Annotated in this window: 17 protein-coding genes; 13 read left to right on the top strand and 4 right to left on the bottom strand. The window is 54.5% G+C overall.

Annotated elements, in window-relative coordinates; all coding sequences use genetic code 11:
- The first annotated feature begins 41 nt into the window (after window positions 1–41).
- The 4 genes from mutS to G0Q06_RS01855 all read left to right on the top strand — a co-directional run bounded on the left by mutS (window position 42) and on the right by G0Q06_RS01855 (window position 7915).
- Window positions 42–2597 carry a DNA mismatch repair protein MutS gene (gene mutS, locus G0Q06_RS01870; RefSeq protein WP_163961906.1) on the top strand — a complete coding sequence of 852 codons (2556 nt, stop codon included), beginning with the start codon at window positions 42–44 and terminating at the stop codon, window positions 2595–2597.
- 63 nt (window positions 2598–2660) lie between these two features.
- Entirely contained in the window at window positions 2661–3101 is a 441-nt protein-coding gene (locus G0Q06_RS01865; RefSeq protein WP_163961904.1) for a Minf_1886 family protein, read from the top strand.
- 1 nt (window position 3102) lies between these two features.
- Window positions 3103–5667, top strand: coding sequence for a M16 family metallopeptidase (locus G0Q06_RS01860; RefSeq protein ID WP_163961902.1), 2565 nt, complete (start codon window positions 3103–3105; stop codon window positions 5665–5667).
- A 49-nt stretch (window positions 5668–5716) separates the two neighbouring features.
- Window positions 5717–7915, top strand: a complete 2199-nt coding sequence (locus tag G0Q06_RS01855) for a hypothetical protein (protein ID WP_163961900.1) — start codon at window positions 5717–5719, stop codon at window positions 7913–7915.
- Here the strand turns inward: G0Q06_RS01855 and dinB are convergent.
- On the bottom strand, window positions 7908–8951 hold the full coding sequence (gene dinB / locus G0Q06_RS01850) for a DNA polymerase IV (protein WP_238710198.1): 1044 nt from the start codon (window positions 8949–8951) through the stop codon (window positions 7908–7910). The two genes, G0Q06_RS01855 and dinB, sit on opposite strands and share 8 nt — an antisense overlap.
- A 29-nt stretch (window positions 8952–8980) precedes the next feature.
- Window positions 8981–10261: a glucose-1-phosphate adenylyltransferase gene (locus tag G0Q06_RS01845; protein ID WP_163961896.1), complete on the bottom strand. Its 1281-nt coding sequence runs from the start codon at window positions 10259–10261 to the stop codon at window positions 8981–8983.
- Between the two features lie 76 nt (window positions 10262–10337).
- Between G0Q06_RS01845 and glmS the strand changes: the two genes are divergently transcribed.
- Both glmS and trpE read left to right on the top strand, forming a co-directional pair.
- Entirely contained in the window at window positions 10338–12197 is a 1860-nt protein-coding gene (glmS, locus tag G0Q06_RS01840; RefSeq protein ID WP_163961888.1) for a glutamine--fructose-6-phosphate transaminase (isomerizing), read from the top strand.
- Between the two features lie 17 nt (window positions 12198–12214).
- Window positions 12215–13708 carry an anthranilate synthase component I gene (gene trpE, locus G0Q06_RS01835; RefSeq protein ID WP_163961885.1) on the top strand — a complete coding sequence of 498 codons (1494 nt, stop codon included), beginning with the start codon at window positions 12215–12217 and terminating at the stop codon, window positions 13706–13708.
- Between the two features lie 52 nt (window positions 13709–13760).
- Here trpE and G0Q06_RS01830 read toward each other — a convergent pair whose 3' ends face one another.
- The gene (locus tag G0Q06_RS01830) at window positions 13761–15101 is read right to left on the bottom strand and encodes a thymidine phosphorylase (RefSeq protein ID WP_163961883.1); all 1341 of its coding nucleotides are present in this window, start codon (window positions 15099–15101) and stop codon (window positions 13761–13763) included.
- A gap of 103 nt (window positions 15102–15204) precedes the next feature.
- Here G0Q06_RS01830 and G0Q06_RS01825 point away from each other — a divergent pair, with 103 nt between their 5' ends.
- The 7 genes from G0Q06_RS01825 to G0Q06_RS01795 all read left to right on the top strand — a co-directional run bounded on the left by G0Q06_RS01825 (window position 15205) and on the right by G0Q06_RS01795 (window position 25240).
- Complete coding sequence (locus tag G0Q06_RS01825) at window positions 15205–16008, top strand: fumarylacetoacetate hydrolase family protein (RefSeq protein ID WP_163961881.1); 804 nt, start codon at window positions 15205–15207, stop codon at window positions 16006–16008.
- A gap of 113 nt (window positions 16009–16121) precedes the next feature.
- Entirely contained in the window at window positions 16122–18191 is a 2070-nt protein-coding gene (gene fusA / locus G0Q06_RS01820) for an elongation factor G (RefSeq protein WP_163961878.1), read from the top strand.
- 124 nt (window positions 18192–18315) lie between these two features.
- Window positions 18316–20883 carry a circularly permuted type 2 ATP-grasp protein gene (locus G0Q06_RS01815; protein WP_163961876.1) on the top strand — a complete coding sequence of 856 codons (2568 nt, stop codon included), beginning with the start codon at window positions 18316–18318 and terminating at the stop codon, window positions 20881–20883.
- Entirely contained in the window at window positions 20883–21755 is an 873-nt protein-coding gene (locus tag G0Q06_RS01810; RefSeq protein ID WP_163961875.1) for a transglutaminase family protein, read from the top strand. The genes G0Q06_RS01815 and G0Q06_RS01810 overlap by 1 nt, the downstream gene beginning before the upstream one ends.
- A gap of 46 nt (window positions 21756–21801) precedes the next feature.
- The gene (locus G0Q06_RS01805) at window positions 21802–22704 is read left to right on the top strand and encodes a transglutaminase family protein (protein ID WP_163961873.1); all 903 of its coding nucleotides are present in this window, start codon (window positions 21802–21804) and stop codon (window positions 22702–22704) included.
- Window positions 22705–22809: 105 nt separating this feature from the next.
- On the top strand, window positions 22810–24207 hold the full coding sequence (locus G0Q06_RS01800) for a circularly permuted type 2 ATP-grasp protein (RefSeq protein ID WP_163963292.1): 1398 nt from the start codon (window positions 22810–22812) through the stop codon (window positions 24205–24207).
- Window positions 24208–24232: 25 nt separating this feature from the next.
- Window positions 24233–25240 (top strand): alpha-E domain-containing protein, encoded by a 1008-nt coding sequence (locus tag G0Q06_RS01795; protein WP_163961871.1) that lies wholly within the window; start codon window positions 24233–24235, stop codon window positions 25238–25240.
- A gap of 142 nt (window positions 25241–25382) precedes the next feature.
- On the opposite strand, the gene G0Q06_RS01790 is transcribed toward G0Q06_RS01795, so the two are convergent.
- Complete coding sequence (locus tag G0Q06_RS01790; protein WP_163961869.1) at window positions 25383–25802, bottom strand: hypothetical protein; 420 nt, start codon at window positions 25800–25802, stop codon at window positions 25383–25385.
- Window positions 25803–25832 lie beyond the last annotated feature (30 nt).

The raw sequence follows: 25832 nt of genomic DNA, 5'->3' as shown, positions 1-25832 counted from the left end.
ATTGATTCCCCTTCGTCATCCTGAACACTCGTGTATTCCGAATGACGAGTCCTGCCAAAAAGTTGACCCCGATGATGCAGCAGTATCTTGAGGTGAAGTCCAAGCTTCCTCCAAACACGCTGCTCCTTTTTCGTCTGGGCGACTTTTATGAGATGTTTGATGATGATGCCCGCGTTGGGGCGGATGTCCTCGGGATCACACTCACCCAGCGCAACGGCCAGCCAATGGCCGGAATCCCCTACCACGCCGCCGACGGCTACATCCAGAAAACCCTCAAGGCGGGCATGAAGGTGGCCATTTGCGAGCAAATGGAAACCCCGAAACCCGGGCAGCTCGTCAAACGTTCCCTGAGCCGAATACTGACACCGGGGACAACCCTTGAGGACCAGCACCTCGATGCCGGACGCAACCAATACCTCCTGGCCTGTAACTGGACCAAGCGCGGCCTTTCTGCAGCATGGCTTGACCTGACAACAGGCGATTTCCAGATTGCCGCCAGTCCAGCCATCAACGGGCTCATCAATGTATTTCACGCCCTGGATCCGCGGGAAATCATCCTCCCTGAGGAAGCACTGGAAAAGTGGCGCGCCGAGGACGATACCGCGGAATGGTCCGAGGAAATTGAACGGCTTCTGCAGGGGCGGACTGATTCCACCATGATGCCGTGGCAATTTGATCCACGCGACGGAGCCCGTTTGGTCATGGAAACCCTCGGTGTGATGAACCTCGATGGCTTCGGGATTGCCCTCGATCATCCCGGGCTGGGCCCAGCTGGTGCCTTGCTCGCCTATGCTGCCGAAAACCTTTGTTCAAAGCCCGAAAACATCCGGCGTATCCGTGAATATCGTTCAAGCGACACGCTGCAGATGGATCCCTCCACTCTGCGCAACCTCGAGATTTTCCGCGCCAGCCAAGGCACCCGCAAGGGTTCCCTGATCGAGGCCATGGATGCCACAACGACAGCCCCCGGGGCACGCCTGCTTGAGCAAGTGCTCATGGAACCGCCTCTGGACATCGCTGAACTCAAACGCCGCCAAAGCTGTGTCGGCGAATTCCTGAGCGCTCCGGGACTCGCTTCCGAGTTGCAGGAATATCTGCGTGGAGTGCGGGACCTGCCGCGCATCGTCGGGCGCCTGCGAAATGGCCTGCGCAACCCACGCGAACCGGGTGCCATCCGGCAGACCCTGCACCAGCTGCCCCACATCAAGGCAGTCATCGAACAATTTGACAGCCCGGAACTGACCAAGCTCGCAGCTGACCTGAACCTCTTTCCCGAACTGCTCGAGCTGCTCGACAGCGCCCTCAATGACTCCCTTCCCAACCAGATTCAGGATGGCGGATTTATCGCGGACGGGTTCGATGCCGAGCTGGACCGGCTCCGCGACCTCAACCGCAACTCTCGCCAATGGATTGCCGATTTCGAAGCAGCCGAAATCAAGCGCACGGGCATCAAGTCCCTGAAGGTCAAATTCAACAATGCCTTCGGATACTTCATCGAAGTGCGGAAGAGCAATCTTGAGCTAGTCCCGGACGATTATATCCGCAAGCAAACCGTCACCAACGCCGAGCGCTTCTACACGCCCGACCTGAAGGAAAAGGAACGCGAGATTCTCCATGCCGATGAAAAGGCCATTGCCCGGGAGGAATCGCTCTTTGCCGATATCTTGGCCGCTGTCCTGGAAAATGCCGATTCCCTCGAGCAAACCGCCCACTGCCTCTCGGAAATCGACCTCTTTGTCGGCTGGGCGCAGATCGCCCGCGAATGGAACTACAGCCGTCCTGAAATTGATGAATCAAGCGCCACCGAAATCGAGGGTGGACGCCATCCCGTCGTCGAGCAGATGATGCGCGAGCAGAGGCAAAAAGGGATTCCGGGCGAGCACGACTTTGTTCCGAACGACACCTTTCTCAGTGCGGACGAGGCACAGATCTCCATTATCACCGGGCCAAACATGGCCGGAAAGAGTACCTACATCCGCCAGGTCGCCCTGATCACCCTGATGGCGCAGGTCGGTTCATGGGTCCCTGCTGCCCAATGCCGCATCGGGCTGGTCGACCGGATTTTTTCGCGCGTAGGCGCCAGCGATGAGCTTTCACAGGGCAATTCCACCTTTATGGTCGAGATGAACGAGACGGCCAACATCCTCAACAACGCCACCGACCGAAGCCTGATCATTCTCGACGAAATCGGACGCGGCACCAGCACGTATGACGGCCTCAGTATTGCCTGGGCCGTTGTCGAGCATCTCCATGGCCACGGCGCCCAGGGCCCACGCACGCTCTTTGCCACCCATTACCACGAACTGACCCAGATCGAGGGAGAACTTGTGCGCACCCGTAACTACTGCGTCGCCGTCAAGGAATGGAACGACCAGATCATTTTTGTCCGCCAAGTCCAGCGCGGGGCCGCCGACCGCAGCTACGGAATCCAGGTCGCCCGGCTCGCGGGCCTGCCCGATACTGTCATCAACCGCGCCAAGGTCATCCTTAGCCGCCTGGAGGACGATGATTCCTCCCACAACATCCTCCGCAAGCGCATGCGGGCCCGCAAGGATGGAACCCCTGAAAAGGATATTCCGCAACTGGAGTTGTTTTGAACTGAAATAGCGGATTGGACGATCAGTTTGCATCTTTTTTGGTTCCGATATTCATTATTCTCAATGCTCTCCAAGAATTTTCATGAAATCATTCAGCTGATCCAGAAGGATGACACGCGCTACGCATCGGGCGCGTATACCTTCATGCGGCAGGCACTGGATTTTACACTGGCCCGCATCCGCGAGGAGGAAAAAGAAACCCAGCATCGGCATGTGACCGGTCAGGAGCTTTGCCACGGTATCCGAGATTACGCCATCGAACAATATGGCCCAATGGCCATGACCCTCCTTGAGCACTGGGGAATCCATCGCACGGAAGACTTCGGACAAATTGTTTTCAATCTCGTTGAGTTTGGAATTTTCGGCAAAACAGAGACAGACTGCCTGGAGGACTTCAATCACGTGTACGACTTCAAGACCGCTTTTGTTGAGCCTTTTCAGCCCTCCAAGGCTTTTCTGGAGGACCATATGCCGTCCATGAGTAAGCCATCCCTCCAAAAGTGACATGAACCCCTCCGACGCCTCTGAGCTTCCCAAGTCTCTCGAAACCCTCTTTCAGGATCACCCCGAGTTCATTATTCTCGAAAACGGGCTGTCGGTCATTTTCCAGCAAAACCCCTCCCACCCGCTGATCAGCGTGCAAGCGTGGATCAAGACGGGCAGCATTCACGAAGGGGAACACCTTGGTTCCGGACTGTCCCACTTCCTTGAGCACATGCTCTTCAAGGGGACAGAGCGCCGGGGTCCCGGGGAGATTGCCAGCGCTGTGCAGGAATTCGGCGGGCAGATCAATGCCTACACAGCCTTTGACCGGACCGTCTATTACATTGATGGACCTGCCGAGGCTCTGGACGAGACCCTCGACCTGCTCTGCGACATGACGCTCCACTCGACGCTGCCGCATCCGGAGGTCCAGAAGGAGAAGGAGGTGATCCTCAGGGAGATTGACATGACCCTTGATGACCCGGACCGCATTGTCGCTCGAGCCATGTTCTCGACCACTTTCCGCGAACATCCCTTTCGCTACCCCGTGATCGGGTTGCGACCACTGTTTGAGAAAGTCGACCGGACAATCCTCGAGTCTTACTATCGCGATCGGTACCAGCCCAATAACATGGTCCTCTCGATTGTCGGGGATTTCAAGCGGAGCAGTCTTCTGAAAGCCATTGAAAAGACTTTCGGAAGCGTCTCCCGCGGAACGCTGAAACCTGTCCTTGTCCCGGGTGAGCCCAAGCAGCTCGCGATGCGGGAAACTCGTCTGAGTGGCGACTATCAAACCGCTCGGGGACTGGTTGCCTATAAGATCCCTTCAATGCGTCATCCGGATGCACCGACATTGGACATCCTGGCCTCCATTATCGGTTCCGGATACAGCGGCCGCCTACGCCAGAAGCTGCGGGAGGAGATGAATCTCGTTCACAGCATCGGCGCCTCCACATGGAATCCCGGCAACCCGGGTTTGTTTTATGTGCAATATCAATGTGCTCCGGAGAAGGCCGCAAAAGTGGAGGAGGCCATCCGCTCCGAAATGGAGCAGCTCGCAAAAACAGGATTCACCGAGCAGGAAATCGAGAAGGCCCGGCGATTCGCCATGGTCAGCGAGGTCCAATCGCGCCAGACCACATCAGGTCTTGCCTCGCGGCTCGGTTTGGTCACCGCCCTCGTCGGCGATGTCCATTACCCGCGGCGCTACTTTCAGAAAATCCATGCCCTCGGGCCGGATGACTTGGGGGAATTGGCGGAAAAAACCTTCATCGACGACCACCTGTCCCTGACAAGCCTTCTACCGACTTCAACGGAGGCGCAGGTTCGTCCGGACTGCGCGCCCAAAAAACTTGAACCCTTCAAGGAAAAAGTCCTTCCAAATGGCGCGCGGATTCTATGGCAATGCGATCCCCGCCTGCCACGCACCTTCATGCGCTTTGCCGGCCTCGGTGGTCCGCTTTATGAAGACGATGGCCAACAGGGCGCCACTTCGCTGCTCACCACGGTGATGGCCCGCGATACCGGGGAGCGCTCAGCCCGTGAGGTCGCCATTGAACTGGAATCAAACGGAGGCTTTCTTACCGATTCCTCAGGGAACAATACTTTTGCCCTCGCTGTGGAGGTGATTCCAGAATTTGCCGGGCAGGGCTTTCAGGCGTTGTCCGACGCCGTGCTCAAACCGGCATTCAAGGCCGCAACGATAAAGCGCGAAAGGGAGGCACAGCTTGCCCACATCCGCATGTCGGATGATGAAATTCTTGACCGGGGCAGGAACGCCATGCGCCGGGAATTTTTCGGAACACATCCATTTGCTTCTGATCCCTGCGGAAACCTCGACTCTGTCGCCAACCTGGACGAGTCCTCTTTAAAAGAGCTCTATGAACGTCTGATTGTGGCCAAGAATGCCGTCCTTGTCCTGACCGGCAACTTCGACGCTGGGACGCTCCTTCCAATGGCCGAGGAATTTCTGGCTAAGCTCCCAGACCAGCCCTTTGAAGTCCGTAGCCTACCCTTCAAGGAACCCGCCCGGACTGGCGAGCTTTCGGAAATTTTTCCGCGGGAACAAGCCGTTGTCTTCGACGCATTTCCCGATGTCGGATTCCAACCAGAAACGGAAATTATCGGGGAGGTGCTCGACGAGCTGCTCTCAGACATGTCGGGACCGCTTTTCCGCTCTGTCCGGGAAGATCAATCCCTTGCCTATTACGTGGGTGCCTCACGCTTGCTGGGCTACGACTACGGATCTTTCTATCTCTATGCCGGAACGCATCCCTCCTCGACACAGGCGGTCTTCAATTGTTTTGACATCGAGCTTGAGCGCATCCGCAGCGGTAATCTCACCGAGAAGGAACTGGCGGATGCACGAACCCGCCTGAAGGTCCATAACCGGTTTTCCCTGCAAAGTCCGGCAACCCGGGCTGCGCGGGCCGCCCTCAACGCCCTGTATCGCAAGCCAATCATGGATTGGAAAAACTACGAGCAGCGCCTGGATGCGTTGACCCTGAGGCATTTGACCGATTTTGCCGGGGAACACCTTGTGCCGGAGAAGCGCCTGCGGTTTACCATAGGCCCTAAAAATGACTAGACGCAGGGCTTGATCCCACCGCTGTTGCCAGCGGAAGCTTTGCCGTGTCATGCGACGCCTAAGCCAGTCTGGGTTCATATTGCCCCAAGCCCTTCTGTTCGCTGCCAGCATTCTTGTCATTGCAACTTTCCAGTTGAAAGAGGAGATCCGCTTTTCAGAGCTAGGACAAATCCGCGCCTTGCATGATCGTGCGGCCCTGACTCTCCGGCTGAATGCCAATAGCCTTGTTCCAAAGCTTGAAAGGGACCTGCTCGAAGCTCCAGTGGCCAGCGCCTTGCTCGGTCACAAATCGGGCCCGGAGGAGGTCTTTGAAGCAGTCAGGATTCTCAACAATCCAAAAAATATCCTCCCCCTTCACAGCCCCGTTGGGGCTGGCGAACCCACAGTGAGATTTCAGGCCGGCTCCAATCCCTCAAGGCACTTGGTCGCAGGATGGATGAAGCTCTCCGAAGCAGATTCCCCGGTCGCGTTGTCCCTGGCATGGGCCGCTGAGGATTGCTCCCTTGTCTCTGGAGATTCAAAACCGCCGAAATCCTGGCCTCTTCCATCATGGGAACTGACTCCCTACTCCGCGGATCAGTCCCTCCACGGTTTCCTGGACCAGAAAACACACGGTAACTGGATCGCTGGACCGTGGATTCCCGCCTCAGATCCAATCCCGTTCCTTCCGGAAGCCAGTCCCGCCTTTGTTCCAGTTGTCAAACGGATGTCCCTCAAATTCGGCATCTTTGCCAGCGGTCCGCTCAGGAATCGGGAGAAAACCGTCCGTCTCCGTTTCTATGTCGAAGGTGAGCTCTGGAATCCCTACAACCGGCCCCTGCAATTTCATGGCGGCACCGGCGACAGGGCCGTTTTTCAAGTGCTCTTTTTTAACCTGCCAGTGGTACGCCTGATAAATCAGTCAAACGGATTTTCCTCCGGATGGATAAGCCTGGATGAGGCAAGGAACTCCGCCTCAGGTAAGGATGGGCTCTCCGCATGGATTGAATTGCCCAATTCCCTTCAACCAGGTGAACACCATCCTTTCTTTGAGCCCGATCCGTCATGGCAACCGGAAGGATTGGCCAGAACACTCCACCCCGGATTCCTCATCGGGCCCGGAGACCGGGTCAGGATTGAATTCAAACCATCGGAGGGAGGCGTTCATGCCGCTTGCATGTCAACGAACAGCGACACCAGTCCCGAAGCGGCCCTTGCCGGAGAAGGTTGGTTCCGTCTGGAAGCCATGTCAGCAGATTGGCCCGTGCTGGAATTTGACCGGGCCGATTCAGGCGAGCGCCCGTTCTTCCTTGAGGAGGGAAGCCTCTCGTTCCAACCGGAAAACACCCACCTCAAAGTCGAAGCCGCTTTAAGAGCCGAAACCTTGACCCTTCTGGACCCACGGCGGCGGCGGATTCAACTTGATCAGGAATATCCGCTCGGCAATGGAAACGGGCTCATGGGGCACGAGTGGTTTAATTACGAGGTAATGCCCCTTGTCGGGGACTTACCAGCGCCTTCTGTCGCTTCTGATCCACCCGATGCCCAGGCACTCTTCTCCTGGCCAGTTGAGGAACCGGGAACCCTGCTGGAGGCCTCAGATTTGCCGCAATGGCCAAACGGGTACCTGCTGGGGAGCCCGGGAGCATCAGAAATAAATGCCGTGCTGGATCGTTTTTGGATAGACGGGCCAGACTCCAGGGAAGATCTCGTTGAATTAGCGCTGGTTGACGGGACCGTCCAAAAGTACCACAACACCTTCCATATCAATCAATTAGGCTCAAAATCCTGGTCGCATTCGATTGCCTTGGAGGGGACGGCAAGCGCTGTGCGAGGCGCTCTTGCCTATCCGGCCTTTGCAACCCCGAATCCGAATTGGGAGGGTGACCAAATTGTGCTGGAAGAGGCGACCCTTGAGGAAGCGGCTGACAAACTGGTCATCGATATCAAGAAGAATCCCTATGGATCCATTTCCGAGTTCTTCAACCGTGGCAGACTGGTGGAGCTTCTTCAAATGGAGGGAAATAACTCCATTTTCCCATCCCTTTTGGCCCTACGGGCATGGCTGAGGAAGGCACCGCCCCCAAGCCCACGCGGATCCGCCTGGATCCTGCACCTTGCTATCCGTGCAAGGCAGGAGCAAAAAAGTATCCTGAAAACAGCTCGACTCTGGCTACTGGAAGTCCAGCCGGAAGCTGGGAACCCCGGATTTGAGATAATCCGCTTCGAGTGGACCAACCCGGATTCGGTGGTTGCTGAATTCAGGTGAAGGAGAGCTCCAGCTGGCTGCCATCATCCGGCTCGGGAAAACGAACCCCGACCCCAATCAGCCGGACGGCATGCGGGCTCCTTTCAAAGGCCTCTTCCATCAACTCCTGAAAGGCCTCCGAATCGAGAGATATGCCAGCCCGTTCGCGAGTGGTTTGTTGGAAATTTGAGAACTTCAACTTTACAAAAATCTTGTTGAAGGGGCGAGGTGACTTCTGCCGCGTGAGATCCCCCTCAAGTTCCTCTAAAAGGACGGGAAGTTGCTGAAAACAGCCATCCAGCGTTGGAATATCCTGCGAATAAGTCCGCTCAACACTGGTGCTCTTTCTATCCCGATGCGGCTCCACTGGGCGGTTGTCCTGCCCCCGGCAGCGCCCATATAGCTCGGCGGCCCGACTGGGTCCCAGCCACTTTTCCAACTCATTGATGGCGATTTCCTGTAGCTGTCCGCACGTATCAATCCCCTTCTGATGGAATAGCTCCTCCGCGCGTGGTCCAACACCGGGAATCCGGCGCACCGGAAGATCTTGCATGAAGGCCTCCACCTGCTCAGGCAACACAGCAAACTGCCCGTTGGGCTTGCGCCAGTCGCTGGCGATCTTGGCCAGCATTTTGTTGGGCGCAATTCCCGCGCTGGCGGTGAGTCTTGTTTCCCTGAAAATCTCCTCCCGGATTGTCCGGGCCAGATCATAGGCGTAGCCCTTCCGGTGGCTGACATCCAGATAGGCCTCATCAAGTGAAAGCGGCTCGATCAGGTCAGTGTAACGCGCAAATATTGCCCGGATTTTGCGTGACTCACGCCGGTAAACATCAAATCGGACTGGTTTAATGACCAAGTGCGGGCAAAGCTCCAGAGCCTTGAAGACGGGCATCGCTGAACGACAACCAAACTTCCGGGCGACATAATTGCAGGTTGTCAGGACACCGCGATTCGATCGCCCGCCAACTCCGACCGGCTTATCCGCCACAGCCGGGTCGTCACGGCACTCAATGGCCGCGTAAAAGCAGTCCATGTCGATGTGGATAATCTTCCTCATCACGGCTGCCATCAGCCCGAGTGGATCAACTAGATAACCGTTCCGTCGGGAACCACACCATTCTTGACAACCAGAAGCACGCCATCACGGACAATCACATCCCCTTTTTCAAACATGTCAGGCTTCCCTTCGGGACTTAGCCTGACGTTGTTTCCAATGCGGGCCCCCTTGTCGATAATGGCATTTTCAATGTGGCAATTCTCACCCACGCCAACGTTTGGCCGCTGCAGGTCAATGTTCGCCTTGCGGTCTTCATCATCCTCAAACTCATCGGCCCCCATCATGACAACGTTGCGGAAGGTTGTGCCCTTGTTGACGACTGAGCGCACGCCGACGACTACCCGGTCGAAGCTGCAATTGCTGATGATGCATCCGCCAGCCAGAATTCCCTGCTTCATATCCAAGCCATTGATCTTGGAGGCCGGGAGGAACCGCGCACGCGTGTAGACTCCTTTGTTCTTGTCGAAGAAATTGAAGGGAGGCACGTGGTTAGTGAGGCTGAGATTGGCCTCAAAAAAGGAATGCACCGTCCCGATATCTTCCCAATATCCCTCAAAGACAAAGCCCATCAGGTTTACCTTCCCCAACAAATGGGGAATGACTTCCTTGCCAAAGTCCGTGTAGGAATTGTCCAGGCTTTCCCGGAGGACGCGCATGTCAAAGCAGTAGATTCCCATGTTTGCCAGAACGTACTTCTCGCCCTTTTCACCAGCCAACTGGCCCGTCACGGCATCGCTGAGGGCAAGACTTTCAATGACTTTCGGATCCGTCGGCTTTTCGACAAATTCCTGGATGGAAAGGTCGTCCTGCACGCGCATCAGCCCCAGTCCAAGAACCTCCGTCGTCCGCATGGCTTTGGCGGCAATCGTGACAGCCGCTTCAGAGCGCCGATGCTGCTCAATGAGCGCGTCAAAATCCATCTGGTAAAGTTGGTCTCCGGAAAGGATCAAGACCAGGTCGTCATCTGCGACATCGAGATGGTGCAGGTTCTGGCGAACCGCATCTGCAGTTCCTTGATACCAAGTATCGCCTTTCTGGGTCTGCTCAGCCGAGAGAATATCCACAAAGCCACCCCCGAACGGGTCAAATTTATAGGATTCCTGGATATGCCGGTGCAAGGATGCCGTGTTGAACTGTGTCAGCACAAAAATCTGGTTCAGGCCGGAATTCAGGCAATTGCTGATCGGGATATCTACCAACCGGTACTTGCCGGCAAGGGGCACAGCCGGCTTGCAGCGTTCAGAGGTGAGAGGGTGTAGACGGGTGCCGCGACCACCGCCCATAATGACACATACAACTTTAGATTTCATGGATAAATACTCGCGTTGGAGGTTAAGGTTCTGTGCTTGCTATATGACCCTCCTCCTCTTGTGATGCAAACCAATTATGTGTGGTATAGTAGGCTATATTGGCAAACAGGACGCGGCTCCCATCCTCCTCGATGGACTCCGCCGCCTTGAATATCGTGGCTATGATTCGGCCGGCATTTCCATTCGAAACGCCGAAGGATTCAAGACAACCAAACGCACCGGGCGGGTCGAAAATCTGCGCAAGGCAGTGCTAGGCTCGGATCATGGGGGCGACATCGGAATTTCCCATACCCGTTGGGCCACCCACGGTGGAGTCAACGACATGAATGCCCATCCACATGTCTCGTGGAATGGCAAAATGACGATGGTCCACAACGGGGTGATTGAGAATTTCGCCTTCATTCGCCGTGAGCTTGAGGCAAAGGGCATCGATTTCAGCAGCGAGACTGACTCTGAGGTGCTCGTGAACCTGATCGCTTTTCTCTACGAAGCTGAACGGGACTCAAACGGAACCAGTGATCTGGAAGCCCTCATGAAGTCGCTCCGCGGGGCCTTGTCGCAGGTTGAAGGAACCTACGGCATCGTCCTCCTATGTTCGGATCTTCCAGACACCATGCTCGGGGCACGCAAGGGAAGTCCCCTGCTCATCGGTGTCGGCAACGGGGAGAATTTCCTCGCCTCCGACGTGACCGCATTTGCCGGGCGCACACAGAACGTGGTCTATCTGGACGACGGCCAGATCGCCACCGTGGCCCGTGGAGACTTTTCCATCACGACGATGGATGAAGTCGCGATTTCCCCGATCATCAACACGATCAGCTGGGATATTGAAGACTCGGAGATCGGGAACTACCCGCACTTCATGCTCAAGGAAATCTTTGAGCAGCCAATGGCAGTAGAAAATGCCATGCGGGGCCGCTTTTCACAGGACAACAGTACAGCCCAGTTTGGCGGTTTGAATATTGAGCCGCGCGAGCTTCGCCAGATCGACCGTATCCTTTTCCTTGGATGTGGCACCGCGTGGCACGCCTGTCTGGTTGCTGAGTACCTCATTGAGAAGTACGCCCGCATCCCCGTCGAGGTGGAATACGCGAGCGAGTTTCGCTACCGCAATGCGCCGTTGGATAAAAACACCCTCGTCTTTACAATCAGCCAGAGCGGTGAGACGATCGATACACTCGAAGCACAGCGGGAGGCCCAGAGAAAAGGTTACCGCGTTCTGGGGATCAACAATGTCGTCGGCTCGACGATCGCCCGCGAAAATGATGGCGGGATTTATCAGCACAGCGGACCGGAAATCGGTGTGGCCTCGACGAAGGCCTTCACCTCGCAATGTCACATTGTCGCCATGCTCAGCCTCTACTTTGGCCGCATGCGTGACATGAGCTTTTCCGAGGGAACGGAAATCGCCAAGGCGCTGAAGAAGGCACCTGGCTTGATTGCCCAGGCACTCAACCATGCCGGGGAAATTGAGTCCATCGCCAAAAAGTATGCCCACCACAACGACTTCCTCTTCCTCGGACGACAACTGATGTTCCCCATTTCATTAGAGGGAGCACTGAAGCTAAAGGAGATCTCCTACATTCATGCCGAAGGTTATCCCGCCGCAGAAATGAAGCACGGCCCGATCGCCCTTGTCAGTCCGGATTGCCCGACCGTGGCAATCGCCTTGAAGGGGGAGATCTACAAGAAGTCCCTCGCCAATATTCAGGAAATCAAGGCCCGTAACGGACCAGTCATCGCGATCACTGATGCTGGCAAGGAATTCCCTGAAGGTCTCGCAGACGATGTCATCCATCTTCCGGAAACACACGAGATCAACCACGCCACCCTGATGTCGATCCCGATGCAGCTGCTTTCCTACTACATCGCGGTGGAGCGCGGGTGCGATGTCGACAAGCCACGCAACCTGGCCAAGAGCGTCACGGTCGAGTAATCCATTTCCATCGGACCATGCAGATATTCCCCAGTCGTTCGGAATTCCAGAAACATGCCGGCAAGGGCAATTTGATTCCGGTGTATTGTGACCTTATGGCCGACTTTGAGACGCCGGTCTCCGTCTATTCAAAGCTCAAGGCCTCCGGCGGTCCAGCCTACCTTCTCGAATCGATTGAAGGCGGCGCCACCCTGAACCGGTATTCGTTTATCGGATTCCAGCCACGGAAAACCTTTGAAATGCACCTCGGCGGCGAGGTAAAGGTCCGTTACCGCGATGGAAAAGAGGAGTCCTTTCCCTGTCCGGATGATCCGCTTTCCGTCATTGAAGAGGAGATGGCTCAGTACAATCCGGTTCGGCTCCCCGATATGCCGCGCTTCATTGGCGGAGCAGTTGGATATCTAAGTTATGAATACATCCATTGCGTGGAAGCATCTGTTCCAATCGCTGATAAGGATGTCCTGAAAATGCCCGTGGCCCACTTTCTGGTCACCGATACACTTGTTATTTTTGATCGGGCCAGGCAAACGATTCGCCTGCTCGTGAATGCCCACGTGAGCTCACCCGAAGAGGCGGAAGCCAGTTATGATAAAGCCGTGGAGGCCCTTCAGGAGCTTGCTGACCTGCTCCGGAAAGGCCGGGCCATCCCTACCCTGCCAGTTCCCTCGAGCGGCACAGTCGAAGTGCCCGATGGCAACTTCACGAAGGATCGCTTTGAGTCCATGGTGGAAACCTGCAAAGAATACATCCGATCTGGAGACGTTATTCAAGTTGTTGGCAGCCAACGCTTTGAAAAAAGGTATACCAAGAGCCCGCTCGATCTTTACCGGGTCCTCAGGATCGTTAATCCATCCCCCTACATGGTCCTGTTTGATGCCGGCCCGTATGCGCTTGTGGGTGCCTCCCCGGAGGTTCATGTCCGCCTGACTGATGGGTTGGCAGAAGTCCGCCCGATCGCTGGGACGCGGCCCCGCGGCAAGAATACTGAAACGGATATTGCTTACGAAAAGGAATTGCTCGCCGACGAAAAGGAACGGGCTGAGCACCTCATGCTGGTCGACCTTGCCCGCAATGATCTCGGCCGGGTCTGCGAATACGGATCGGTCAAGGTTCCCGAATACATGGTGGTCGAGCGCTACTCACACGTCATGCACATCGTCTCGCAAGTGGAAGGGGACATTGCCGGCAACCGTAATGCCTACGACCTGATGCGCGCCACCTTTCCTGCGGGAACAGTCAGCGGAGCACCAAAAATCCGCGCCATGCAAATCATTGCTGAGCAGGAAAAGGAACAGCGCGGTCCCTACGCCGGGGCAGTCTGCTATTTTTCCTATGACGGAAATCTTGATTCCTGCATTGCCATCCGCACGGCCACCATCAAGGACGAAACGATCTACGTCCAGAGTGGTGCCGGCTTGGTCGCTGACTCAAAACCCGATGCCGAATACCAGGAAACCGTCAATAAGGCATCCGGTATGCTCAAGGCCATCGACCTGGCAGAAAAACTGTAGGGCCTGGCAAGACAGCAACGGTTTGCCGCAGTTGCCGCACGCCGAAATAGCTTTACGCTACCCGCTCGACGATCAGGTCAGGCGTGTTCGGGCGCTTCGGAGCAAGACGATAGGCCGCCTTGAGATACTCGAGGGCACTCTCCATTTTTGATTCATCATTGTAATGAATCATCATGAGGGGCTCACCCTGCTTGACCTGCGTACCGACCTTCTTGATTTCAGACACGCCGATTGCCGGGTCGAGTTTCTTGCTCTTGCCTGATCCAAGCGCCAGCATCTGAACACCACGGGCAATCATCCCAGCGTTGATCGTATGCACGTACCCACGTTTTGGAGCAGGCAACTTGCGGACGTATTTCGCTTTCGGGAATTTCTCCGGGTCATCCAAGTAGGCGGTCTTGCCACCCTGGGCTTCAACCATTTCCTTGAATTTTTCAAAGGCTGTCCCCTCCTTGAGGGCGCGCTGCACGGTTTGCTTGGCGGAAAGGGTCGATCCTGCCACACCCGCCAACCGGACAATTTCCATCCCCAGCTTGAGCACGAGCTCCTGCAAATCTTCCGGGCCTTCGCCCTTCAGGAGCTGAATCGCTTCCTGGATCTCAAGCCCCGTCCCAACGGTGTCACCGAGCGGCTGATTCATGTCTGTCACGAGAGCCACACAGCGGCGTTTCATCGAACGGCCGACCCGGGTGATCGAGCGGGCAAGCTGACGAGCTTGCTCCACATCCTTGATGAAGGAACCATTGCCCCATTTGACGTCCACAACAAGCCCTTCGGCTCCCTGTGCCAGTTTGCGGCTCAGGACGGATCCGGTGATCAGCGGCAGGCTCGGGATTGTCGCCGTTTGCTGGCGCATCTCGTAGATGATCTCATCGACCGGGGCGATTTCCGAGGACTGCTCGGAAATTACACAGCCGACGTCGCTCAATTGCTTGATAAATGCCTTCAAGTCCATTTTCGGGTTGAATCCCGGAATCGAACTGAGCTTGTCCAGATTGCTGATCACAAACTCCTCATCAACTCCGTTCATGGAGGGCATGACTACCCCGCAGGCTGCTGCAAGCGGGATCAGGACGAGGGAAGTCTTGTCGCCAACCCCACCTGTGGAATACTTGCCAATTTTCGGGCGGGTGATCTTCGAAAGGTCAACTACTTCCCCGGAGAGCATCATCTCCTCGGAGAGAACAGCCGTCTCCTGGGCACTCATTCCCTGGAAATAAATGACTGAACAAAGAGCCGCCAGCTGGTGCGAGGGCATTTCCTTATCGATTATAGAGTCAACAATGTAGCGGATTTCGTCCTGGCTGAATTCCCCACCGTCCCGTTTCTTCTCGATCAGGTAGGCAAAGGATGGCTTGACGAATTTCCGTGGTGATATGATTTTTTTTCTCATGCGTTAAGATAAAGTGGTCCGGGACTTTGTTTTGTCCGTAAACCGCTACGCAATAGATCATTATAAATTTAATTGTCGAGGACATTTTACAACTCTTTACCTCATGAAGATCCTGAGAACACGCAATGAATCCGGCTGCATCGTCTATTTAAAGGAGATCAGCCCAACTGAGGGATTCCTGATTGAAGGGGATATTTTCGGTTCTTTTTCGGTGAGTGAGCAGAGGCTTCCAATCCGGGAGAGGTTGGCCCCGGTCCACCCGCCGCTGATTATTGGAATTGCCCAGAATTACCGTGCCCATGCCCTCGAAATGGGGGGAGACCTTCCCCGGAAGCCGGTTTTCTTCCTCAAGATGCCCCACTCCCTGCAGGATCCGGGTAAACCGATCCTCCTCCCGAGAAATCTCCGGAGCGACAAGGTTGATTTTGAATCTGAGCTCGCCGTCATTATCGGGAAAACCTGCCGGAACGTTTCCGAACCGGAAGCCCTTGAGCATGTGCTCGGCTACGCGGCGGCCAATGACGTCAGTGCACGAGACTGGCAAAAGGAATGGGGTGGCGGCCAATTCTGCCGGGGGAAGGGCTTTGATACATTTTGTCCAATTGGCCCACACATCGTTACCCGGGAGGACATTCCCGACCCCGGAAAACTCGCGATCCGGGGCTACCTCAATGACGAATTGATGCAGGATGGGCACACTTCTGACCTGATTTTTTCCGTTCCCCAATTGATCGCCTTCCTGAGCGGAAGCACCACCCTGCCAGCGGGGACTGTGATCCTCACCGGGACGCCATCAGGCGTCGGAGCGGCCCGCACGCCTCCGCTCTACCTCAAGGCAGGTGACCGGTACACGGTGGAGATTGAAAGCATTGGGAAACTGGAGAATCCAGTCGCTGAAGAGGCATGACTTTAAAGTTCTTGGCTTCACCCAGTTTTGAACTTGGCAACGGCATTCCCGTTCCTATGGTTCGCACCAATGCCAGACACGTTGGCTGCATGCTCTTTAAAAAATAGTTTAAAATGAAAACATATACCCCCGAAAACATAAGGAACTTTGCTGTTGTCGGCCATCAGGCCTCAGGCAAAACAATGTTAACGGAAGCCATGTTGCGGTGCGCGGGCGCCATTCAACGACTTGGCTCAGTCGAGGCCGGAACGACCGTTTCCGACTATCACGATAGCGAGAAAGAACGGCAGATTTCAGTTCATGCCTCCCTGCTCCATTGTGACTGGACGGACAAGAAGTTCAATATCATCGATACTCCCGGATACCTCGACTTCATCAGTGAGGGCCTTGGGGCGCTGCGAGTCGGGGATTTTGCCCTTGTTGTTGCAAATGCCGCCAACGGGGCCGAGCTGGGCACAGATCAGGTCTGGGAATACGCCACTGGATACGGTATTCCGAAAATGATCGTCGTGAACGGCGCGGATCGAGAAAACATTGATTTTGATGCCATCCTTGAAGACCTGCGCGCGCACTTTGGGAGCAATGTCTTCCCAATGACCCTCCCCATCAATCCAGGACCGGGATTCAATCAGGTGCTCGATGTCATGCGTAGTGAGGAAATCGACTATGCAACCGATGCCAGCGGCGCTTACACGGAAAAAAAGGCGGAAGGCCAATGGGCTGATCGCGTAAAGGAATTGCACCGCGAGCTGATTGAATTTGTGGCTGAAGCGGATGATAGCCTGCTGGAGATCTTCTTCGAGCAAGGAAGTCTGAGCGAGGAACAATTTCGCAAGGGCGTCCATGCAGCGATCCAGGCACAGAGCTTTATTCCCGTATTCGTCACATCCGCGACCCACAATGTCGGTGTCGCCCGCTTGATGGACTTCATCGCGAAGTATGGAAGCAGCCCGCTGGACCGAAAAACGGTCCCTGCCATGAATGAGAATGATGAACCGCTTGAGATTTCTCTCAGCGACAAGGAAGCGGCCTGCTATATCTTCAAGACAATCAGTGAGGCCCATGTGGGTGAGTTGTCATTCTGTCGCCTGTATTCCGGAGAAATACGCCAAGGCATGGAGATGTTCAACACTGACAGGAACTGCACCGAGAAAATCGGGCAGATCTACACCTTGATGGGACATAACCGCGAGAATATCGACAGGATTGGCCCGGGCGACATCGGGGTGATGGTCAAGCTCAAGGACACCCACACTGGCAACACGCTCAGCAGCCCCGGAAGGAAGGTTAAACTTCCCGCGGTCGAGTATCCCAAGCCCAATATCCACGGCGCTCTTGAGGTCGCGGTCAAGGGCGATGAAGACAAACTGGCCGAAGGTCTTGCCACACTCCACGAAGAGGACCCAACCTTCCTGTACGTGAACAACAAGGAAACGGCGGAATTGGTCCTCTCCGGGCAGGGAGAGCTGCATCTGGAAGTCATCAAGGGTCGCCTCAAGCGCCGCTTCAATGTGGAGATTCTCCTCAAAGAGCCGAAGGTGCCATTTCGTGAAACCATCCGCAAAAAAGCTGAATCAAAGTACCGCCACAAGAAACAAAGTGGTGGCGCTGGCCAGTTTGCCGAGGTCTGGATGCGAATTGAGCCGCTCAGTCGCGATGCGGGAATTGATTTTGGACACTCACTGGTTGGGCAGAACGTGGATCGCGTGTTTGTCCCTTCGGTCGAGAAAGGGGTCCAGTCCGCCTGTCAGGAGGGCATTCTGGCTCATTGCCATGTGAGCGACATCAAGATTGATTTCTACGATGGTAAGATGCACCCGGTTGACTCAAAGGACATCGCCTTCCAGATCGCTGGAAAAGAAGCATTCAAGCAGGCTTTCAAGGAAGCCTCACCCTGTCTCCTTGAGCCCATCATGAATGTCCAGATCAAGATTCCGGAAGATTTCATGGGGGACGTCATGGGGGACATCTCAAGCCGGCGAGGACGTATCCAGGGAATGGATACAGATGGCAAATTCCAAGTCATCAACGCCAGCGTCCCGATGATGGAACTGTATCGCTACAGCACCTCACTGCGCTCCCTGACCGGTGGTCGCGGCTTCCATTCGGAATCCTTCTCACACTACGAGGAGATGCCAAGGGATCTCGAAAAGAAGACCATCGAACGTCTGAATGCAGACTAAGGGACACCCCGGTTTTCAAGACCTTATTGAATCCAGTCGGGCCCTGCCTTTCATCAAGAGAGGCAGGGCCCTTTATATTGACGGACCGGGAAAAAGGCCCTGATATCAAACAGAATTATGCGCCATGGGGAAGAATGACAGGACAATAGCCGGATCGGTTTTTGATCACCTGCCCTCCGCTGGCAACGAGGTCTTTTCACCAGCCGGGCGAAAGGAGTCGCATTACCGGAAATGTCTGGATGGGCTTGCCCGTCTCTCGGACGAACAACTTCTGGACCGCCAAAGATTTGCCGACCGGGCGACCAACGAATTGGGACTCCATGCGGACCGCATGAGGGAGGGGCGGCAAACCCTTGGCGCCTTCCAAATGGATATTTTTCCAAGAATTCTCCGACCCCGTGAGTGGAAGCAGATCGAGGCAGGTGTTTTACAGCGTGTCAGTGCCTTCGGAAGTTTTATCTCTGACATCCATGCCGAAAAGAAAATCCTGATTGACGGAATCATTCCTCCCGAGTTGGTCTTCGAGGACCCCTCTTTTCACCCGGAGTTACATAACATCCCGGTAGACGAGAATTGCCCGATTACGGTGGGCGCCATGGATCTTCTGCGAACGCCTTCGGGTGAGTGGAAAGTTCTGGAAAACCGCTTTTCCACACCCACTGGCATTTCCTATGTCATTCAGGCCCGGCGCATCCAGGCACAGGCCCTGCCCGAGCTCTTTGAAGCATTGCCCGTCTACCCGGTTGCTTCCTTTGCAACAAGACTGTCGGAAGCCCTTGCCGAAATGGCCGGCCCGGTGGAAAACGGCCAAGCCCTTGCTGTGCTTCTCTCTGAGGGTGAAAAAGGCAGACATTTCTTCGAGGAAAGTTTTCTGGCCCGGCATATGGGAATTCCCCTCACTCTGCCTGAAGACATGGTTGTCCGCGATGGCTATGTATTTCTGAAAACCATCAATGGCCTTATGCGGGTGCATTGTATATACCGCAGGTTGGAACCCCGATCGATTGATCCAGTCGCATTTGCCTCAACCAATGAAAGTGGCATCCCGGGACTGGTCCAATGTGTCAGGAAAGGATCCATCAAGATCCTCAACGCCCTCGGATGTGCCGTCGCTGATAACCGCAGCCTGCTCAGGCACTCCAATGACATCATCCGATACTACACGGGAAAACAGGCTATCCTGCAGACTGTCCCCACCTTTCATGGCTATGACCCTGACCAAGTGGAATGGATTCGGGATAACCTTGACCAGGTGAGCCTTAAAACCGTGAGCCATCCGGAAACCCTTGTCCGGACCAGGCCCGAAACCCGGGAACTAGTCCTTAATGGAAAACTGAAAGAACTGCTCATGATGGACCCACGACTTGTCGTGGCCCAGCAACTACCGGAATCGAGTAAGTTACCCGTCTACCGTGAAGGAAAGGTAACCCTTGAGGAGACGGTCCTTCGCGTCTTTTTCATTACTGGAAAACGCCCATATGTCCTGCCGGGCGGATTGACCCGGTTGGCAAGACCCGGCAGCGAATTACTGGCCTCGGGGGAGAAACACCACTCCCTGAAGGACACATGGGCCCTGCAGCCTGAAAAGAATGTTTCAACAAGGCCGGGCACCCGCCTTGAAAGAGGGATAGGCGGGACAGAATATCCCCTGCCTAGCCGGGCAGCAGAGGCCTTCTACTGGATGGGCCGCTATCTTGAGAGGGCAAGCTCTACAGCGCGGATGCTCAAGACCCTTGAGGAGCTCAGGTGGAGCGAGCTCACGCCCAAGGAACGGGAATTGTATGCGCCACTCTGGAAAGGGATCATCGAGGCCACGGGCGCGGAAAAATCCCGCAGAAAAATGGGATCCATCAATTCGGACAATCTGGTCGAGCAGCTCCTGACCGATGAAAGGAACCCAGCCTCAGCGAAATCGTGCATGCTTTCCGTCCATCTGAATGCCAGCCGGATTCGTTCTTTGATTACTCCTGAAGTTTGGAATGGCATCAGGAATACCTGCGACTTGTTTTCCAATGCCGAGGATGATTCATCCGGTAATTTCCATCTTGGCGAACTGATGCAGTCCGTCGTCGATTCCGGGGACATCATCCATGGAGCGGCCAGTCGTACACTCTTGCGTGATGCCGGCTGGTACTTTCTGGAAAGCGGTATGCTCATTGAAAGAGGTTTGAACAACACCGTGATTCTTTCGGTTGTCCTTCCATACATCGCCAAGCGGCAATGGGAGCATTTGCGCGATGATACCGACCTGACCGCCCTTCTTCGCTTGCTGGGCGCACTGGATGCCTATCACCGGAAGTATCGCTCCCGGGCTTATCTTGACCGGGTTGTGGCTCTTTTATGGAGGGCACGGGACTTTACCGGTTCCGCTAAATTCACAACAAGCACCCTGAGGGATAACCTTTCCCGGATCAGGCACTATGTTTCCAGTGACCAGACGCAGGATGCGCTTGATTCACAGACAGAGGTCTTCCTCAGTTGGCTGGACGGACTCTCCCTTGAGGAAATGTTTCCGGCCAGAACACTTGAACTGGACAAGGGATTGACTCGAACAAATCTCCCTACCGACAAAACAATCGATCTGGCACGTAAGTCCCTGAAGAAAATGATGAAGTTCTATGAATCATTTCACATGGGCCTTGAGGATCGCTATTTTTCACATCACCTGCCAGGCAAGGCAGACCCACGCTGATGCGATTCCTGATTTCACACGAAACCATTTACGCATACGCAAATCCCGCTTCTGAATCGGTTGGGGAATTGCGTATTTGTCCAGTGGATACAAAATTCCAGAAAATCCAGAACCGGAAACTGATCCTTGAACCAGACATTCCGGTGGAAAGCTATCAAGACTATTTTGGAAATACGGTCGAGTGCTTCGCCGTGCCTTTTCGACACAAGCAATTGCGAGTCCGGATGGAGGCGGAAGTCACAACAATACCGCGACCGGCCCCGGCTTCTATTGCCGAAATTCCCTTCGGTCAGGCCAGACGATTATCAAGAAACGCCCGGATAAGCCTCTATCTTTACAGGTTGCCCACACCTGCTGTTCCTCTCGGAGTGGCACCTGCAGAACTGGGCAAACGGTTCTTTCGTGAATCCAAACCGCTTCGCGATTGCCTGCTCGATCTCAACAGCTGGATTTACAATGAGTTTGAGTATTGCCCGGGGGTCACTGATGTGAGCACTCCCTTGGAAACCATCATTCAGGATAGTCGAGGCGTATGCCAGGACTTTGCCCATCTCATGCTGAGCATTCTAAGGACCAATGGACTGGTCGCCCGCTATGTGAGTGGATATATTGAGCCAACGGATCCCACCATACAGGATGGCGCAGAGCTCATTGGAGCAGCAGCCTCACACGCATGGGTTGAGGTCCATCTTGCAGATGGCACCTGGTGGGGGCTGGATCCGACAAACAACCAGTCAGTCGGGGAGCGCCATGTAAAGATATCCGTTGGGCGCGACTATCATGATGTGGCCCCTCTACGCGGTTCCTACAAGGGCGCGACCAGCCAGAAACTCCAGGTCATTGTCTCCATGCAGCGTACCGGGAGATCTTGAAGTGCCCCTTGATCTTTGGTTCAAGTTCGCACATTGTGGGAATTGAATGATATTATCGATCAAGCATCGGACCTGCTACCGCTACCCGGAAGCAGTCCAATTCACCCCTCACCGCATTTTATTGCGCCCCCGCGAAAAACACCATTTGAGGATTGAATCCTTTGAATTGCACATCCAACCGGAGGCAAACCTGCGCTGGATGGTCGACTCATACGAAAACCACCTCGCGGTCGCCCATTTCTCTGAACCATCCGATGAGATCCGTGTTGAGGCGGTCCTGACAGTCCATCTGCAAACCCAAAACCCGTTTGACTTCATTATTGAGTCCTACGCCGAAAGATACCCCTTTTCCTATAATCCACATGAGAGAAAGGCCCTTCTCCCCTATCTCGAAGTTGGGTCACCGTCAAACTGCGCAAATGTGCTGCCGTGGATATGGAAGGAATTTCCAGTTATGCCAAATTCCACTCTTGAAATCCTGACTCAAATTAATCGCAGGTTCCGGGAGCGGTTTCAATATGTGCGCCGCGAAGAGGAGGGCGTGCAGACTCCTGACCAGACACTTGCCCAAGGTTCGGGCTCCTGCCGCGACTTCAGTGTGCTGTTTATTGAAATTTGCCGGCAGCTTGGGTTTGCGGCGCGTTTTGTCAGTGGCTATCTGTATGATCCACCGTCCGGCGCAGACCATATTGAGAACGTTGCACAGGGGTCAATGCATGCCTGGACGCAGGTTTATATCCCTGGAGCAGGCTGGAAGGGCTTTGACCCCACCAATGGTGTTCTTGAAAACACGTGTTTCATACCCTGTGCCGTGGCGAATGAACCCAAGTTGACAAGCCCCATTCAAGGATCGTATTCCCACGTACATACCGGAATTTCTTCGACAATGGAAGTGGAATTGGAAATCAACAGGCTCGATGCTGTGCCACCAAAGCCTCAAGCTTCTTAATTGGGAACACAACCTGCTGTAAAACCTGCAATCACTTTACTCACACCCATCTGAAAGGAGACTACCTTGTTCGAAAATTACCAAACGGAGGGATTTTACGATGAAATGTTCGAAGCCCCGGGAAAGCCCAGACCGCATTACCAACGGTTGATGGAGCGCTTCCTGCAGCTGAACCCGGAGGAATTTGAACGCAAGCGGACTGCAGTTGATTTTTCTTTCATGCGTCAGGGAATCACCTTCACGGTGTATGATGACAACCAGGGAACCGAGCGAATTTTCCCATTTGACCTCATGCCACGCATTATTCCCCAGTCGGAGTGGCAGTTCCTTGTCAAGGGTCTCGAGCAGCGGATCACTGCGCTCAACCTATTCCTGAAGGACATCTACGGAGAGCAACGAATTCTCAAGGAGGGAGTGATCCCGGCACCCTATATTCTCGGAGCTAAACACTTCCGGAGGGAATTCATGGGCTCGAAGGTGCCAAAAGACATTTACATACACATTTGCGGCACTGACTTGATCCGGGGAAAGAACGGTGAATACCTTGTCCTTGAGGACAATGCCCGCTGCCCTTCTGGCGTTTCCTATATGCTGGAAAACCGACAGGCACTCAAACGGGCCTTTCCGAACTTTTTCTCACGAATGGGGGTGCTTCCTGTGAAGGACTATTCCAGTGAGCTTCTTAAAGTATTGCGCCACATTGCTCCGGAGGGAAAAGAAAAACCAACTGTCGCGATTCTGACACCCGGCGTATTCAACAGCGCATACTTTGAACACTGCTTCCTCGCGCGTCAGATGGGTGTGGAAATTGTCGAGGGCCGCGACCTGATAGTCCGCGACTCGAAGGTGTTCATGCGGACTACCAAGGGCCTTCATCAGGTGGATGTCATCTATCGCCGCATTGATGACGATTTTCTCGATCCAAGTGTGTTCCGCCCGGACTCACTTCTCGGGGTGCCCGGCATTGTCAATGCCTACAAGGCTGGCAACCTCAGTCTTGCCAACTCCATCGGGACCGGCATCGCCGACGACAAGGTGATCTATTATTTTGTTCCGCGGATGATTAAATTCTACCTCGATCAGGAACCAATCCTCAATAATGTGGAAACCTACCTTGCCTCAGAGGAAGCGGATATGACTTACATCATGGAAAACCTCGAGAAGCTGGTCGTGAAGTCTGCCAACGAGGCCGGTGGCTATGGCATGTTAATCGGTCCGTCCGCCACAAAGGAAGAGATTGAAAAATTCAGGGGTATGATCCGGGAGGATCCGCGCAATTTCATTGCCCAACCAACAATCAGCCTTTCGCGTCATCCCACTTGGGCTGGAGAAGCCTTTGAGGGAAGGCACATCGACTTCCGTCCTTATGTCTTGTACGGGGAGAAGATCTCCATTGTCCCTGGTGGGCTGACCCGGGTCGCCCTGCGCAAGGGATCTCTTGTTGTCAATTCCTCCCAGGGCGGAGGAAGCAAGGACACATGGGTTCTTGCCGGAGACGAGTAAAAGAACATCAAACCGGAATCTATTTATGCTATCAAGAGTCGCCGATTCACTTTACTGGATGAGCCGCTATGTAGAGCGCGCCGAAAACATTTCCCGCCTTCTCGATGTAAACCTGCAACTCATGCTGGATTTTGAGGGCCTTGATGATGAGTCCCTCACTGGTCACTGGGAACCAATCCTCAGCAGCAGCGGGGAAACAGAGCAGTTTCAAAAACTTTACACTTCGGCAAACAGCCGTGCCGTTACCGAATTTCTGACCTTCAACCCGGAAAACCCCAATTCCATCCTCTCCTGCATCATAGGCGCTCGCGAAAATGCCCGCATGGTGCGGGACCAAATCTCCGCTGAAATGTGGGAAGTCATCAACGACATCTATCACAAGCTGAGGAAACGAAACGCCGAAAGTATCTGGGAACAAGGGGCATATGAATTCTACGAGGAATTAAAAAGCGATTCACTGCTATTCCAGGGATTGACCGACGCCACCTTCACTCACGATCAGGGATACAAATTCATACAGGTTGGAAAATACATTGAACGTGCTGACCAGACCTCCCGTATAATCGATATAAAATACAACATGCTCCTTCCGGAAAACGACTCGATAGGAGGAACCGTCGATATTGCCCAATGGATGGCTGTCCTCCGGGCTTGCAGCGCCTTTGAGGCATATCATCACCGGTATGTTGATGAAGTGCAGCCATGGAATGTCGCGGAATTCTTGATACTTTCCCCTAACTTTCCCCGTTCCATCCGCTTTTGCTTGAGCACGCTTGATTACCACATGCGGAGCATCTCCCTGACAGCGGAAAGCCAGTTTTCAAACCAGGCTGAGCAACTCAGTGGCAGGCTCCGGTCAGAAATGATCTACACAAGTATCGAGGAAATCATTTCGGAGGGTCTTCACGAGTATATCGACCGTGTCCAGAGCAGGCTGATCGATCTTCACAAGGCGATTCTTGAATGCTATGTCTACCAGCCCGAGATTGATATCGGGAAGGAAATTGAACAGCAGCAACAGCAACAGCAATAAGCCCGCAGCTCCCCCTACTTCGAGGTTAAAACAATTTTGAGGGCAGTCCAAAAAGAGGAGCAAATGCCTGCAAGAAAGGCCGGTTGTTTAAGCCGGCCTGTTTGCATATAAAAGAGCACCGGACGAGCGGCGCTGATTCCTCTCAGGCATACTCTGGGACAAACTCGCTCAGGGCGATCAACGCCTTGGCATCGTTTGTCGTATGCATCACGATCAGGCAATCAGTATCCTTGTCACTGACAGATGCGTAAAGTCGACGAATATCCACTCCTTCCGCACCCAACCTGTTTGCCAGTTTCTTGAGCATCCCCGGCTTGTGAAGGACATCCATCAGGACGACAGATTCCTCCACCGGTTTATAGGCATGCTCATGCAGAATATCGCACGTTCTCAAGTTGTCATCCGTAACAATTCGCAACGTGCAAATGCCTTCCTCAACTGACCCCGCGACAGCCTTAACGCTAATACCGCGCTCAGAAACAAGCCTGCAGACTTCACCAAGAATACCGATATCATTTGTGACACGGAGAACGACCTCCTTGCCATGTGTGACACTGTGCATACAAACCTCCTTTCCTCCGTCAATGGTAGG

This window comes from Oceanipulchritudo coccoides (assembly GCF_010500615.1).
Lineage (GTDB): Bacteria > Verrucomicrobiota > Verrucomicrobiia > Opitutales > Oceanipulchritudinaceae > Oceanipulchritudo > Oceanipulchritudo coccoides.
Note: the sequence above shows the minus strand (reverse complement) of the source record. Positions and strands in the feature narration are given on the sequence as shown.